This window comes from Microbacterium sp., assembly GCF_039812165.1.
Taxonomy (GTDB): Bacteria; Actinomycetota; Actinomycetes; order Actinomycetales; family Microbacteriaceae; genus Microbacterium.
In genome coordinates this window covers 1-13,360 of the sequence record NZ_JBDIAB010000064.1, presented here as the reverse complement: position 1 = coordinate 13,360, position 13,360 = coordinate 1, and the positions used below count along the sequence as shown (strand labels likewise).

The window sequence follows — 13,360 nt, the reverse complement described above, 5'->3', positions numbered from 1 at the left end:
CGCCGGGCCGTCGGTAGGCTCGGACGGGTGAGCATCGACCCCGACGACGCCCGCGCCGCGCGCCGGGCGGCCCGCGAGGGGCTCGGCGTCGCGCTCGCCACGAGCGCATACGGCGTGTCGTTCGGGGCTCTGGCGGTGGCGTCCGGTCTCGACGTCTGGCAGACGTGCGTCCTCAGCCTCGTGATGTTCACCGGCGGGTCGCAGTTCGCGTTCGTCGGCGTCGTCGCCGGCGGGGGACTGGCGGCGCTCCCCGCCGCCGTGGCCTCGGCGGCGCTCCTGGGCGTCCGCAACGTCGCCTACGCGGTGCGCATGTCGCCGCTCCTGGGCGGCGGGCTGTGGCGGCGTCTCGCGGCGGTGCAGTTCACGATCGACGAGTCGACCGCCGTGGCGCTCGCGCAGACCCGTGCGCGCGCCCGGCGGGTGGGCTTCTGGATCACCGGCATCGGCATCTACGTCGGCTGGAACCTGTCGACGCTCGCCGGCGCGCTGCTCGGCGACGTGCTCGGCGACCCGCGCGCGTACGGGCTCGACGCCGCGGCTGCGGCGGCCTTCCTGGCCCTGCTGTGGCCGCGCCTGCGCCTGCGCCAGCCGATCGTGGTGGGCGTCGCCGCCGCCGTCGTGGCGACCGTCCTCACGCCGGTGCTCATGCCCGGGATGCCGGTGCTCGTGGCCGCGCTCGTCGCGGTCGTCGTGGGCCTGTTCAACTGGTTCGGGACCCAGTCGCTCCCGCCCGCCGAGCCCGACGACGCGCCCGAACGGGAGGGACTGCCGTGACGCTGTGGAACGGCATCCTGCTCGCGGCGTGCGTGTGCGTCGCGCTCAAGGGCGTCGGCTACCTCATCCCGCCGACCGCGCTCGAGGCGCCGCGCCCGGCGCGCATCACCGACCTCCTCACGGTCGCGCTCCTCGCGGCGCTCGTCGCGGTGCAGACGCTCGCCTCCGGCACCGCGATCGTGGTCGACGCGCGCGTGCCCGCCGTGCTGGCGGCCGCGGGCCTCCTCGCCCTGCGCGCGCCGTTCCTCGTCGTCGTGGTCGCCGCCGCGGTCGTCGCGGCGCTCCTGCGCCTGTGGGGCTGGGCGGCCTGAAACGTAGACTGGCGGGGTGGGAGTCTCGGCGGCGCGCGTGGTCACGTGGATCGTGGCGTTCGTGGTGGGCGCGGTCTACGGCGTCGCCGGCACGATCGGGCAGGCGGCCGCGTGGGGCGTGCTCCCGGTGGGCCTGATCGTGGCGATCGCGGGCGTCGCCGCCCTCCTCGTCGCCATGCGCGTGCTGTCGGGCCGAGGGTCCGCGCTCGCGGCGGGCCTCGGCGTCATGGGCGCGACGCTGCTGTTCTCGGGCCGTGGGCCCGGCGGCTCGATCGTCGTCCCCGCGGCGGCCGAGGGGGCGCTGTCGACCGGCCTGGTGTGGACCGTCGCGCTGCCGGTGGTCGTCGCCGTCGTGGTGGCGTGGCCTGCCGCGGCTCGGCGCACGGCCACGAACTAGACTTGCCCCGTGACGTATGTGATCGCCCTGCCCTGCGTGGACGTCAAGGACCGCGCGTGCGTCGACGAGTGCCCCGTCGACTGCATCTACGAGGGGGACCGGATGCTGTACATCCACCCCGACGAGTGCGTCGACTGCGGCGCGTGCGAGCCGGTGTGCCCCGTCGAGGCGATCTACTACGAGGACGATCTGCCCGACGAGTGGCAGGACTACTACACCGCGAACGTCGAGTTCTTCGAGGAGCTCGGCTCGCCGGGCGGCGCGGCGAAGGTCGGCGTCATCCACTCCGACCACTCGATCGTCGCGGAGCTCCCGCCGCAGGCGCCCTGATGGCGGTCCGCGATCTCGCCGACTACCCGTGGGATGCCGTCGCGCCGTACGCGCGGACGGCGCGGGCGCACCCGGACGGCATCGTCGACCTGTCCATCGGGTCACCGGTCGATGCGACCCCCGCCGTCGTGGCGACGGCCCTGCGCGAGGCGACCGACGCCCACGCGTACCCGCAGACGGTGGGCACGCCGGCCCTTCGCGACGCGATCGTCGCGTGGTACGCGCGCCGACGCGGCGTGCCCGGGCTGACGGTCGAGAACGTCCTGCCCACGGTCGGATCGAAGGAGCTCGTCGCCCTCCTGCCGCTCCTCCTCGACCTCGGGCCCGGAGACGTCGTGGTGCATCCGCGCGCGGCCTACCCGACCTACGAGGTGGGCGCGCGGCTCGTGGGGGCGACGCCGTTCGCGTCCGACGATCCCGCGGAGTGGCCCGAGGGCACGCGCCTCGTGTGGCTGAACTCGCCGGGCAACCCGGACGGCCGCGTCCTCGGCGTCGACGAGCTGCGCGGCGCCGTCGCGCGGGCTCGCGAGCTCGGCGCGGTCGTGGCGTCCGACGAGTGCTACGCCGAGCTCGGCTGGGACGGCGAGTGGGCCGATGCCGGTCCCGCCGGCTCCGGCACCGTCCCGAGCGTCCTGGACCCGCGCGTGACCGACGGCGACCTCGACGGGCTCCTCTCGGTGTACTCGCTCAGCAAGCAGTCGAACCTGGCCGGCTACCGCGCCGCGTTCCTCGCCGGCGACCCGGCGCTCGTGGCGCGGCTGTTGACGGCTCGCAAGCACCTCGGGCTCATGCTGCCCGCGCCGGTGCAGGCGGCGATGGTCGCGGCGCTCGGCGACGACGCGCACGTGGTGGAGCAGAAGGCGCGCTACCGCGCGCGCCGCGAGGTGCTCCGACCCGCGCTGGAGGCGGCGGGCTACCGCATCGACCGCAGCGAGGGCGGCCTGTACCTCTGGGCGACCGCGGGCGAGGACGCCTGGACCACCCTCGGACGTCTCGCGGAGCTCGGCATCCTCGCCGGTCCCGGCCACTTCTACGGCGAGCACTTCCCGCAGCACGTGCGGTTCTCGCTGACGGCCACCGACGAGCGCATCGCCGCCGCGGCGCGGCGCCTGCGCGGCTGACGCGGCTCGGGCGCCGCCCCGCATGTTTCGGGCACGTTGCGTACGGAGCCGCGCGTCTCGGGACGTCGGTCACGACGGCTAGGCTGTAGCCACCGCGCTTGGACGACCCCGAGGAGGCTTCGTGAACGACACGGGCACCCCCCAGCTGGCCACCGTGACGGTCGGCGACAGGACCGCTCAGCTGCCCGTCGTCACGGGCACCGAGGGCACGCCGAGCGTCGACATCTCGACGTTCACGCGACAGACCGGCCACACCGCGCTCGACTACGGCTTCGTGAACACGGCCGCCGCGAAGTCCGCGATCACCTATATCGACGGCGATCAGGGGATCCTCCGCTATCGCGGCTACCCGATCGAGCAGCTCGCCACGCACTCCACGTACCTGGAGGTCGCGTGGCTGCTGCTCTACGGCGAGCTGCCGACGGTCGACGAGCTCGCCGCCTTCGACGACAAGGTGCGGCGGCACACGCTCCTGCACGAGGACCTGAAGCGGTTCTTCTCCGCGCTGCCGCACACCGCGCATCCCATGTCGGTGCTGTCGGCGGCCACGGCCGCCCTGTCGACCTACTACGAGCACCAGTCCGACCCGCACAACCCCGAGCACGTCGAGCTGAACACCATCCGCATGCTCGCCAAGCTCCCGGTCATCGCCGCCTACGCGCACAAGAAGAGCATCGGCCAGGCGATGCTCTACCCCGACAACTCGCTCAGCTTCGTCGACAACTTCCTCAAGCTCAACTTCGGGGTGCTCAGCGAGCTGTACGAGGTGAACCCGGTCATGTCGCGGGCGCTGGAGCGCCTGCTGATCCTGCACGAGGACCACGAGCAGAACGCGTCCACGTCGACCGTGCGGCTCGTCGGCTCCACCGGCGCGAACCAGTTCTCCTCGATCTCGGCCGGCATCAACGCGCTGTACGGCCCGCTGCACGGCGGCGCCAACGAGGCCGTGCTCGACATGCTCGCGCGCATCCGCGACTCCGGCGAGAGCGTGGAGCGCTTCGTCGAGCGCGTCAAGAACAAGGAGGACGGCGTCAAGCTCATGGGCTTCGGGCACCGGGTCTACAAGAACTACGACCCGCGCGCCCGGCTCGTCAAGGAGTCCGCCGACGAGGTGCTCGCCGCCCTGGGCGTCAACGATCCGCTCCTGGATCTCGCCAAGGAGCTCGAAGAGATCGCGCTCGCCGACGACTACTTCAAGGAGCGCCGCCTGTACCCCAACGTCGACTTCTACACCGGCGTCATCTACAAGGCGATGGGCTTCCCGACCCGCATGTTCACCGTGCTGTTCGCGATCGGGCGCCTGCCCGGCTGGCTCGCGCACTGGCGCGAGATGCAGGCCGACCCGCAGACCAAGATCGGCCGGCCGCAGCAGCTGTACGTCGGCTCGCCCCGTCGCGACTACCCGGGCGTCGGCTGATGCGCCTGCTCGTGCGCCGGCCGTCGCCGCGCCTCGCCGAGGGCGAGCTCACCCACATCGGCCGCGTGCCGGTCGACCCCGACCTCGCCCTCGAGCAGTGGCGGGGCTACGTCGACGTCTTCCGCGGGCGCGGGTGGGAGGTCGTGGAGATCCCGGCCGCCGACGGCCACCCGGACGGCGTGTTCGTGGAGGACACCGTCGTGGTCTTCGGCGACCTCGCGGTGATCACGCGGCCCGGCGTCGACTCGCGCCGCGGCGAGATCGACACGACCCGCGAGGTCGTGGCGACGACGGGGCTCGAGGTGGCCGCGATCGAGGAGCCCGGCACGCTCGACGGGGGCGACGTGCTCAAGGTCGGCCGCACCGCGTACGTCGGCGCCTCCTCGCGCACGAGCGCCGAGGGCATCGCCCAGCTGCGCGCACTGCTCGAGCCGCGCGGCTGGACGGTCGAGGCCGTGCCGGTGACCAAGGTGCTCCACCTCAAGAGCGGCATCACCGCGCTCCCGGACGGCACCGTCGTCGGGTACGAGCCGCTCGTGGACGACCCGGCGGGCTTCGCGCGCTTCGTCGGGGTGCCCGAGGAGCACGGCACCGCCGTCGTGGTCCTCGACGACGACACCGTGCTCATGTCGGCCGACGCGCCCGAGACGGCCGCGCTGTGGCGCGCCCGCGGGCTCGAGGTCGTGACCGTGCCCATCACCGAGTTCGAGAAGCTCGAGGGCTGCGTCACGTGCCTGTCCGTGCGCCTGCGCGACGCAGCCCCGGCGTAGGCTACTCCGCCTTGTCGGCCTTCTCGGCGGCGACGAGCTCGGCGGCGTAGTCCGGCACGTAGTGCGACAGGTCGCGCGGAGGCCGCTCGTACCCGCCGGTGTGCGGACGGGCCGGGATCTCCACGACCGGGCGCTCGACCACCCGGTAGGGGATCGACGAGAGCAGGTGCGAGATCATGTTGAGGCGGCTGCGGCGCTTGTCGTCCGACTCCACGACGTTCCAGCGCGCCTCGGGGATGTCGGTGTGCACGAGCATCGTGTCCTTCGCGCGCGAGTAGTCCTCCCACTTCGTGATCGACAGCACGTCGTTGGGCGAGAGCTTCCACTGGCGCATCGGGTCCTCGTAGCGCGAGCGGAACCGCTTCTCCTGCTCGACGTCCGACACGCTGAACCAGTACTTCAGCAGCAGGATGCCGTCCTCCACGAGCATCCGCTCGAAGATCGGCGCCTGGTGGAGGAACCGGTGGTACTGCGCGTTGGTGCAGTAGCCCATGACGTGCTCGACGCCGGCGCGGTTGTACCAGGAGCGGTCCATCAGCACGATCTCGCCGGCGGCGGGCAGGTGCGGCACGTAGCGCTGGAAGTACCACTGCGACTGCTCGCGCGAGGTCGGCGTGGGGAGGGCCACGACGCGCGTGACGCGGGGGTTCAGGTACTCGGTGACCCGCTTGATCGTGGAACCCTTGCCCGCGGCATCCCGGCCCTCGAAGATGACCACGATGCGGGCGCCGCTCTCCTGCACCCATGCCTGCATCTCCACCAGGTGGGCCTGCAGCTTCTTCAGTTCCTTCTCGTACAGCGCCTTCGGCACACGGCGTCCCATACCCGGTCCTCCTCGTTCGGTTTCCTCGACCCTAGAGGCTCGCGACACGCCGGCGCCAGGGCCGAGACCGTGGTTAACCGGCTCGTCCGCCCCGCGCGCACGTGTCGAAATGTTTCATCGGCCCCCGCGGACGCCGAGCCGTTCCGATAATGTCGCTGCACGCTCTGTCCGTGGAGCGCCTGAGTCGCACCCGCCGACACCCGACGAACCGAAGGACCAGCAGCCCATGACTCTGCGCTCACGCGCTCTCGCCGCCCTCGCCGCCGCCGCACTCGTGCTCTCGGCCGCAGCCTGCTCCTCCGGCGCTCCGGCGTCGTCGTCGAGCGCCGCCGCGGACGACAACCCGTACGGGCTGGTCCAGCCCGGCATCCTGCGCGCGGGCACGCTGACCGACGCGCCGCCGAACGTCTACATCGAGAACGGCGAGTTCACCGGCTTCGACAACGACCTGCTCCGCGCGGTCGCCGAGAAGCTCGACCTGCAGGTCGAGTTCGTCGGCACCGAGTTCAGCTCGCTGCTCGCGCAGGTGAAGACCGGCAAGTTCGACGTGGGCTCGTCGTCGGTGAGCATCACCGAGGAGCGCAAGAAGAACGTCGCCTTCACCAACAAGTACGACTTCGGCTTCCTCGGCCTCGTCGTGCCGGCCGGCTCCGACATCACCTCGTTCGACCAGCTCAAGGGCAAGCGCGTCGCGGTGGTCCAGGGCACGGTCCAGGACGACTACGCGACCAAGGCCGGCCTCGATCCGGTGCGCGTGAACGACTACAACGCCGCCGCCAACCAGCTCAACAGCGGCACCGCCGCGGCCTGGATCGCGCCCGACGTGATCGGCGTCAAGTACGTGGACGAGTCCGGCGGCAAGCTCGCCATCGCCGCCACGCAGCTGGACGAGAACGGCATGGGCTTCGTGGTGTCGCAGAAGAACACCGCACTCCTCGACGCGCTCAACAAGGGCCTCGACGAGGTCATCGCCGACGGCACGTGGGAGAAGCTGCAGAAGCAGTACTACCCCGACCGCGAGATCCCCGCGGACTTCGTGCCCGGCAGCGGCTCCGCGCAGTGACCGCGCGGCAGCCCCACGGCCTGAAGGAGCACCATGCCTGACGCCCTGAACAACATCCTGGAGACGTTCTTCGATCTCGACGCGATGGCGGCGGCGTTTCCGGAGCTCCTCACCGTGGGGCTGCCGAACACCCTGATCCTGGCGCTGTCGTCGGGCATCATCGGCACGATCCTCGGCATGCTCGTCGCCGTCGCCGGCCTCTCGCGGCACCGGTGGCTGCGCTGGCCGGCGCGGATCTACACCGACATCTTCCGGGGCCTCCCGGCCGTCGTGACGATCCTCCTGATCGGCGTGGGGCTCGCTCCGCTCGGCATGCAGATCTGGGGGCCGAACCCGTACCCGCTCGGCATCCTCGCCCTCTCGCTCATCGCGAGCGCGTACATCGGCGAGATCTTCCGCTCCGGCATCCAGAGCGTCGATCCGGGCCAGACCGAGGCCTCGCGCGCGCTCGGCTTCTCGCACGGCGAGTCGATGCGACTCGTCGTGATCCCGCAGGGCGTGCGTCGCGTCCTCCCGGCCCTGGTGAACCAGTTCATCTCGCTCATCAAGGAGTCCTCGCTCATCTACTTCCTGGGGCTCCTCGCCAACCAGCGCGAGCTGTTCCGGATCGGGCAGGATGCCGCGGCGAACACCGGCAACCAGTCCGCGCTGGTGCTCGCGGGCCTCTTCTACCTCGCCATCACCATCCCGCTGACGCACGTCGTCAACGCGATCGACAAGCGCCTGCGCGAGGGCCGCAAGGCCGACGGCAGCGACGACGGCGACAAGGGGGAGGACCCCGGTCCCGCACCGATCGCCCTGACCCAGGAGGCGCATTGAGCACCGAACCCGCCGCGGCGACGGCACACCTCGCGCCGCACAGCCACGGCATCAGCGTCGCGACCCGTGACGTCCACCTCGCCTTCGGGAGCAACCGCGTGCTGCGCGGCATCGACCTCGACGTGCCGGCGGCGACGACCGCGTGCATCATCGGGCCGTCGGGATCGGGCAAGTCGACGGTGCTGCGCATCGTGAACCGGCTGCTCGAGCCCGACTCGGGCGACGTGCTGCTCGACGGGCGCTCGGTGCTCGCCGACAACCCCGACAAGCTGCGACAGCGCGTCGGCATGGTGTTCCAGCACTTCAACCTCTTCCCGCACAAGACCGTGCGCGAGAACATCACGCTCGGTCTCACGAAGCTCAAGGGCCTGTCGAAGGATGCCGCGGCGGAGCGCGCCATCGAGGAGCTCGACCGCGTGGGCCTGGCCCACAAGGCCGACGTGCGACCGTCGCGTCTGTCCGGCGGGCAGCAGCAGCGCGTCGCCATCGCGCGTGCCCTGGCGATGGACCCCGAGGTCATGCTCTTCGACGAGTCGACGTCGGCGCTCGACCCCGAGCTCGTCAAGGGCGTGCTGGCGACCATGGCGGAGCTCGCGGCATCCGGCATGACGATGCTCGTGGTCACCCACGAGATGGGCTTCGCGCGCTCGGTGTCTCAGCAGGTGCTGTTCATGGACCAGGGGCGCGTCCTCGAGTCGGGCCCGCCGGAGCAGATCTTCGAGGCGCCCGAGAGCGAGCGCCTGCAGCGGTTCCTGTCCCAGGTGCTCTGAGGCCGGCGCCGCGGCGCCGCTGCGCCCCCGGGGTACGGCCGCCGTCAGGCGTGCAGCGCCTCGTTGAGGGTGACGCCCACGCCGCCGCGGCGGACGGCCTCGATCGCGCCGCTCAGCGAGTTGCGGCGGAACAGCAGGCCGTCGCGGCCGGACAGGTCGCCGCCCTTGACCACAGGGCGCGTGCCGTCGGCGCGGATCGGCTCGTCGGCGAGGACGATCTTCGATCCCGCGGTCACGTACAGGCCCGCCTCGACGACGCAGTCGTCGCCGAGCGAGATGCCGATGCCGGCGTTGGCGCCCAGGAGCGTGCGCGCCCCGATCGACACGCGGTGCGTGCCGCCGCCCGACAGCGTGCCCATGATCGACGCGCCGCCGCCGATGTCGCTGCCGTCGCCGACGACGACGCCCTGCGAGATGCGGCCCTCGACCATGGAGGCGCCGAGCGTGCCGGCGTTGAAGTTCACGAAGCCCTCGTGCATGACGGTGGTGCCGGGGGAGAGGTACGCGCCCAGGCGCACGCGCGCGGTGTCGGCGATGCGGACGCCGGGGGGCGAGACGTAGTCGGTGAGGGGCGGGAACTTGTCGAGGCTGTGCACGTGGATGCCGTCGCGGCGCAGCTGCGGACGGAGCCCGGCGGCGGCCGCGGGGTGCATCGGGCCGGCGTTGGTCCACGCGACGATGGGCAGGTGCCCGAAGACGCCGTCGAGGTTCACCTCGTTCGGCGCGGTGAGACGGTGCGAGAGCGCGTGCAGGCGCAGGTACGCGTCGACCGTGCCGGCCGGCGGCGCGTCGAGGTCGATCTCGGCGACGACGACCTCGAGCTCGACGGCCCGGCGCTCGTCGGGCCCGGCGAACGGCTCGAGCGCGCTCGTGTCGGCGTCGGCCGGCGCACGGCCGTGCTCCGGCTCCGGGAACCAGGCGTCCAGGATCGTCCCGTCGGCATCCACCGTCGCCAGGCCCGCACCCCATACCCACCGCTGTTCGCTCATCCCTCCAGATTAGCGGGCGCACGCGGATCGCTAGACTCGGGGGATGCCCCGGCTCGATCTCACCGCCTCCAGCATCGACCTCACCCGCGCGATCTGCGACGTCCCGAGCGTGTCCGGGGACGAGGCCGTGCTCGCCGACGCGATCTTCGACGCCGTGCGCGACCTCGCGCACCTGGACGTCTACCGCGACGGCGACACGATCGTCGCCCGAACCAGCCGCGGGCGTGCCCAGCGGGTCGTGATCGCGGGGCACATCGACACCGTCCCGATCAACGGCAACGTGCCGACCCGCGACGAGATCGAGGACGGCGTGCACTACCTGTGGGGGCGGGGCACGGTCGACATGAAGGCCGGCGTCGCCGTGCAGCTCAAGCTCGCCCACGAGCTGACCGACCCCCGCGTGGACGTGACCTGGATGTGGTACGACCACGAAGAGGTGGATGCCGATCTCAACGGCCTCACCCGGCTCTCGCGCACGCGGCCCGACCTGTTCGAGGGCGACTTCGCGATCCTCGGCGAGCCGACGAACGGCGAGGTCGAGGGCGGCTGCAACGGCAACCTCCGTGCGATCGTGCGCACGCACGGCGTGCGGGCGCACAGCGCGCGCGCCTGGGTGGGCGAGAACGCGATCCACATGGCCGCGCCCATCCTCACCCGGCTCGCCGAGCACCGTCCCCGCACGGTCGAGGTCGAGGGGCTCGCCTACCGCGAGGGACTGAACGCGGTGCGCATCGGCGGCGGCATCGCCGGCAACGTCATCCCCGACCTGTGCGAGGTCGAGGTCAACTACCGGTTCGCGCCCAGTCGCGACGCGGCCACCGCCACGCAGCACGTGCGCGACGTCTTCGCCGGCTTCGAGGTCGAGATCGTCGACCTGGCCGTCGGCGCGCGTCCCGGGCTGGACGCGCCGCTCGCGCAGGAGTTCGTCGCCGCGGTCGGCGCGGTGCCGCGTCCGAAGTACGGCTGGACCGACGTCGCGCGGTTCTCGGCGCTCGGCATCCCCGCCGTCAACTACGGGCCCGGCGATCCGCGTCTGGCGCACCACGACGAGGAGCGCGTCCCGCTCGCGCAGATCGAGGACGTCGAGCGGGGTCTGCGAGCGTGGCTGACCTGACGCATGCCGCACGCGGCATGCGTCTGCCGGTCCCGCTGAGGGTCGCCGCGGTCTATCTCGCCGCGCGCGTCCTCACGACGCTGTTCTTCGTCGTCGCCGCCGAGCTGTCCACGGCATCCTCGCGTCACGGCGCGCACGCCACGATCGGCTCGCTCGCGATGGGCTGGGACGCGCAGTGGTACTGGGTGGTGGCGACGCACGGCTACCCCGCCGAGCTGCCGCAGAGCCCCGACGGCGCGATCACGCAGAACGCGTGGGCGTTCCTGCCCCTGTATCCCGCGCTCGCCCGGCTGCTCTCGTTCGTCACGGGGTCGTACCCGGTCGCCGCGATCGCGCTGTCGGTCGTGGCCGGCTACCTCGCGTGCCTCGCGCTGCACGCGCTGCTGCGGGCCCGGCTCGGCGAGGTCGCGACGATGTGGGCCGTGACGTTCTTCGCCGCCGGCCCCCTCGCCGCGCTCTTCCAGGTGGGCTACGCCGAGTCGCTGTTCCTCCTGTGGCTCCTGCTCGCGCTCGGCTGCGTGCAGCGGCGGCGCTACGGCTGGCTCTACCTGCTCGTGCCGCTCATGGGCTACACGCGACCCGGCGTGCTCGCGTTCTCGCTGTTCCTCGCGCTGTACGGATGCCGGCGATGGCTCCGCCGCCGCTCCGACCCGCTGCCGGGTCGCGAGATCGTCCACATCGTGGCGCTGGGCCTCCTCGCGGCGGCGGTCGGGTTCTCGTGGCCGGTGATCGCAGGGCTCGTCACGGGCGACCCGGCGGCATACCTGCAGACCGAGCTGTCGTGGCGGCGCATCTGGCTGCCGGACTCCCCGGAGTCGTTCGTGCCCTTCGACGGCGTGCTGCACGCGGTGGAGCTGTGGTCGGGCGTGTGGGGCGTGCCCGCCACGGTCGGTTACGCCGCGCTCGCGGCCGGCCTCGCCGTGGTCGCCGCGGCGCTCGTGCTCGACCCGCGCGTGCGCCGCACCGGCATCGAGGTGCGCCTGTGGTCGGCGAGCTACCTCGTGTACCTGCTCGCCGTGTTCTTCCCGCAGTCGAGCACGTTCCGGCTGCTCGTGCCCCTCGCGCCGCTCGCCGGGGCGTTCGCGGTCCCGCGGTCGATCGTGTGGCGCGCGGGGGTGCTGGTGGCGGGTCTGGCCGCGCAGTGGTGGTGGATCCACGAGATGTACGGGCTCGGCGACACGGCCTGGCGCGTGCCCTGACACGCGGATGACCGCCCCCGGTCGCACCGCCCGCTAAACTTGACGGGTAGTCCGCGAACGAAAGGGAACCGCGATGGCAGCCATGAAGCCGCGAACCGGAGACGGACCGATGGAGGCCGTGAAGGAGGGGCGCCTGATCATCGTGCGTGTTCCTCTCGAGGGCGGCGGGCGTCTGGTCGTATCCGTCAACGACGACGAGGCAAAGGAATTGCACAGCGTCCTCGGTGAGGTCGTCGGCGCCGCCTGACACGTCCTTCAGACATGGAGAACGGCCGGTCCCGCGGGACCGGCCGTTCTCCATGTCTGCGGATCGCCGTCCGCGCCGCGCGGGCGTCAGTGCGCGCGGTCGGCGGCGACGGTCGTCAGCTGCAGCAGTCCCTCGCCGACGATCGAGAGGGCGCCGAGGACGGCGGGCGAGGCCTGGGTCTCCTGGATCAGCGAGCGGTAGAGGGTCGTCACGTGGTCGCGGCGCACCGGGTCGGCCACCGCGCCGCCCGCGAGCACGCGGGGGATCAGCACGGTGCCGCCGGCGCGCACGAGGCGCAGGCCGTGCTCGACGTACTCGATGACGCTCTCCGGATCGGCGTCCACCAGCACGATGTCGTACGACGCCTCGTTCATGCGGGGGAGGACGTCCGCGGCGCGGCCGGCGATGAACCGCGCGCGGGCCGGCGGGATCTTGGCATCGGCGAACGCGCGACGCGCGGCGGCCAGGTGCTCCGGCTCGTTGTCGATCGTCGTGAGGGTCGCGCGCGGCGAGCCGTGCAGCAGCCACAGCCCCGACACGCCGCCGCCGGTGCCGATCTCGACGATGTTGAGCGCGTTCGCCGCCGCGGCGATCACGGCGCACTGCGCCCCCACCGGCGCGCTGATCGGGTCGGCCCCGAGCTCGAGTGCGTGCGCGCGTGCGCGTGCGCACGCCTCCGGTTCGACCGTCGCCTCGTCGGCGAACCTGCGGATCGCGTCGAAATCGCCCATGCGTGGACCTCCACCGCCAGCGTACGGGGCCGGGCGGCATCCGGCGATCAGGCGCACGGGTAACCTTGAGCCATGTTCTTCGGGCTCGACATGGAGAAGCTCATCCTGCTGGGCCTCCTCGCCGTGCTCCTGCTCGGTCCCGAGCGCCTGCCGCGCTACGCCGAGGCCCTCGCGAGGCTCACCGTGCGGGCCCGCGAGTGGCTCAACGGCGCGAAGTCGCGCGTCAAGGAGGAGATGGGCGACGACTTCGACGACATCGAGTGGCGCAAGCTCGACCCCCGTCAGTACGACCCGCGACGCATCATCCGCGACGCGCTCCTCGACGACGCTCCGGTGCGTCCCGTGGCGGCCACGAACGTGCTGCATCCGGCGCCCTCGGCCCTCGGCGGCGCGCGCCGACCGATCGTCGAGCGGACGGCATCCCCCGACGACCCGCCCGCGACGGTGCCGTTCGACTCCGAGGCGACCTGACCGGCGGAGCGTGC

17 protein-coding genes are annotated in these 13,360 nt (G+C 72.2%); 14 read left to right on the top strand and 3 right to left on the bottom strand.

Going from position 1 to position 13,360, the window contains the following annotated elements:
- The first annotated feature begins 33 nt into the window (after window positions 1-33).
- The 7 genes from WML84_RS07330 (at window position 34) to ddaH (ending at window position 5,120) form a co-directional block, all read left to right on the top strand.
- Window positions 34-774: an AzlC family ABC transporter permease gene (locus WML84_RS07330; protein ID WP_347345489.1), complete on the top strand. Its 741-nt coding sequence runs from the start codon at window positions 34-36 to the stop codon at window positions 772-774.
- Entirely contained in the window at window positions 771-1,085 is a 315-nt protein-coding gene (locus tag WML84_RS07325) for an AzlD domain-containing protein (protein WP_347345487.1), read from the top strand. The genes WML84_RS07330 and WML84_RS07325 overlap by 4 nt, the downstream gene beginning before the upstream one ends.
- Before the next feature lie 16 nt (window positions 1,086-1,101).
- Complete coding sequence (locus tag WML84_RS07320) at window positions 1,102-1,482, top strand: histidinol dehydrogenase (protein WP_347345486.1); 381 nt, start codon at window positions 1,102-1,104, stop codon at window positions 1,480-1,482.
- A 9-nt stretch (window positions 1,483-1,491) separates the two neighbouring features.
- Window positions 1,492-1,812 carry a ferredoxin gene (fdxA, locus tag WML84_RS07315; RefSeq protein ID WP_347345485.1) on the top strand — a complete coding sequence of 107 codons (321 nt, stop codon included), beginning with the start codon at window positions 1,492-1,494 and terminating at the stop codon, window positions 1,810-1,812.
- Window positions 1,812-2,933 (top strand): succinyldiaminopimelate transaminase, encoded by a 1,122-nt coding sequence (gene dapC, locus WML84_RS07310; RefSeq protein WP_347345484.1) that lies wholly within the window; start codon window positions 1,812-1,814, stop codon window positions 2,931-2,933. The genes fdxA and dapC overlap by 1 nt, the downstream gene beginning before the upstream one ends.
- Window positions 2,934-3,054: 121 nt before the next feature.
- The gene (locus WML84_RS07305) at window positions 3,055-4,350 is read left to right on the top strand and encodes a citrate synthase (RefSeq protein WP_347345483.1); all 1,296 of its coding nucleotides are present in this window, start codon (window positions 3,055-3,057) and stop codon (window positions 4,348-4,350) included.
- Window positions 4,347-5,120, top strand: coding sequence for a dimethylargininase (ddaH, locus tag WML84_RS07300; protein WP_347345488.1), 774 nt, complete (start codon window positions 4,347-4,349; stop codon window positions 5,118-5,120). The genes WML84_RS07305 and ddaH overlap by 4 nt, the downstream gene beginning before the upstream one ends.
- A 1-nt stretch (window position 5,121) precedes the next feature.
- On the opposite strand, the gene ppk2 is transcribed toward ddaH, so the two are convergent.
- The gene (gene ppk2, locus WML84_RS07295) at window positions 5,122-5,943 is read right to left on the bottom strand and encodes a polyphosphate kinase 2 (protein ID WP_347345482.1); all 822 of its coding nucleotides are present in this window, start codon (window positions 5,941-5,943) and stop codon (window positions 5,122-5,124) included.
- Between the two features lie 226 nt (window positions 5,944-6,169).
- Between ppk2 and WML84_RS07290 the strand changes: the two genes are divergently transcribed.
- Genes WML84_RS07290 through WML84_RS07280 form a run of 3 tightly spaced genes read left to right on the top strand, consistent with a single transcriptional unit; the run spans window position 6,170 to window position 8,595 of the window.
- Window positions 6,170-7,006 carry an ABC transporter substrate-binding protein gene (locus tag WML84_RS07290; RefSeq protein ID WP_347345481.1) on the top strand — a complete coding sequence of 279 codons (837 nt, stop codon included), beginning with the start codon at window positions 6,170-6,172 and terminating at the stop codon, window positions 7,004-7,006.
- Window positions 7,007-7,039: 33 nt separating this feature from the next.
- The gene (locus tag WML84_RS07285) at window positions 7,040-7,825 is read left to right on the top strand and encodes an amino acid ABC transporter permease (RefSeq protein ID WP_347345480.1); all 786 of its coding nucleotides are present in this window, start codon (window positions 7,040-7,042) and stop codon (window positions 7,823-7,825) included.
- Window positions 7,822-8,595: an amino acid ABC transporter ATP-binding protein gene (locus tag WML84_RS07280; RefSeq protein ID WP_347345479.1), complete on the top strand. Its 774-nt coding sequence runs from the start codon at window positions 7,822-7,824 to the stop codon at window positions 8,593-8,595. The genes WML84_RS07285 and WML84_RS07280 overlap by 4 nt, the downstream gene beginning before the upstream one ends.
- 44 nt (window positions 8,596-8,639) lie before the next feature.
- Here the strand turns inward: WML84_RS07280 and dapD are convergent, their stop codons facing one another.
- Entirely contained in the window at window positions 8,640-9,584 is a 945-nt protein-coding gene (gene dapD / locus WML84_RS07275) for a 2,3,4,5-tetrahydropyridine-2,6-dicarboxylate N-succinyltransferase (protein WP_347345478.1), read from the bottom strand.
- A gap of 43 nt (window positions 9,585-9,627) precedes the next feature.
- Between dapD and dapE the strand changes: the two genes are divergently transcribed.
- The 3 genes from dapE to WML84_RS07260 all read left to right on the top strand — a co-directional run bounded on the left by dapE (window position 9,628) and on the right by WML84_RS07260 (window position 12,144).
- Window positions 9,628-10,698, top strand: a complete 1,071-nt coding sequence (gene dapE, locus WML84_RS07270; protein ID WP_347345477.1) for a succinyl-diaminopimelate desuccinylase — start codon at window positions 9,628-9,630, stop codon at window positions 10,696-10,698.
- Window positions 10,686-11,897, top strand: coding sequence for a hypothetical protein (locus WML84_RS07265; RefSeq protein ID WP_347345476.1), 1,212 nt, complete (start codon window positions 10,686-10,688; stop codon window positions 11,895-11,897). Before dapE ends, WML84_RS07265 begins: the two co-directional genes overlap by 13 nt.
- Before the next feature lie 73 nt (window positions 11,898-11,970).
- Complete coding sequence (locus WML84_RS07260) at window positions 11,971-12,144, top strand: DUF3117 domain-containing protein (protein WP_082406089.1); 174 nt, start codon at window positions 11,971-11,973, stop codon at window positions 12,142-12,144.
- An 86-nt stretch (window positions 12,145-12,230) separates the two neighbouring features.
- On the opposite strand, the gene WML84_RS07255 is transcribed toward WML84_RS07260, so the two are convergent.
- Window positions 12,231-12,875, bottom strand: coding sequence for a class I SAM-dependent methyltransferase (locus WML84_RS07255; protein WP_347345475.1), 645 nt, complete (start codon window positions 12,873-12,875; stop codon window positions 12,231-12,233).
- Between the two features lie 72 nt (window positions 12,876-12,947).
- On the opposite strand from WML84_RS07255, the gene WML84_RS07250 reads away from it, so the two are divergent.
- Window positions 12,948-13,346: a Sec-independent protein translocase TatB gene (locus WML84_RS07250; protein WP_347345474.1), complete on the top strand. Its 399-nt coding sequence runs from the start codon at window positions 12,948-12,950 to the stop codon at window positions 13,344-13,346.
- The last annotated feature ends 14 nt before the right edge of the window (window positions 13,347-13,360 follow it).

Coding starts and splice junctions, on each gene's coding strand:
- dapC (WP_347345484.1), top strand. CDS start 1,812: ATGGCGGTCCGCGATCTCGCCGACTACCCGTGGGATGCCGTCGCGCCG.
- ppk2 (WP_347345482.1), bottom strand. CDS start 5,943: ATGGGACGCCGTGTGCCGAAGGCGCTGTACGAGAAGGAACTGAAGAAG.
- WML84_RS07290 (WP_347345481.1), top strand. CDS start 6,170: ATGACTCTGCGCTCACGCGCTCTCGCCGCCCTCGCCGCCGCCGCACTC.
- WML84_RS07285 (WP_347345480.1), top strand. CDS start 7,040: ATGCCTGACGCCCTGAACAACATCCTGGAGACGTTCTTCGATCTCGAC.
- dapD (WP_347345478.1), bottom strand. CDS start 9,584: ATGAGCGAACAGCGGTGGGTATGGGGTGCGGGCCTGGCGACGGTGGAT.
- dapE (WP_347345477.1), top strand. CDS start 9,628: ATGCCCCGGCTCGATCTCACCGCCTCCAGCATCGACCTCACCCGCGCG.
- WML84_RS07260 (WP_082406089.1), top strand. CDS start 11,971: ATGGCAGCCATGAAGCCGCGAACCGGAGACGGACCGATGGAGGCCGTG.
- WML84_RS07255 (WP_347345475.1), bottom strand. CDS start 12,875: ATGGGCGATTTCGACGCGATCCGCAGGTTCGCCGACGAGGCGACGGTC.
- WML84_RS07250 (WP_347345474.1), top strand. CDS start 12,948: ATGTTCTTCGGGCTCGACATGGAGAAGCTCATCCTGCTGGGCCTCCTC.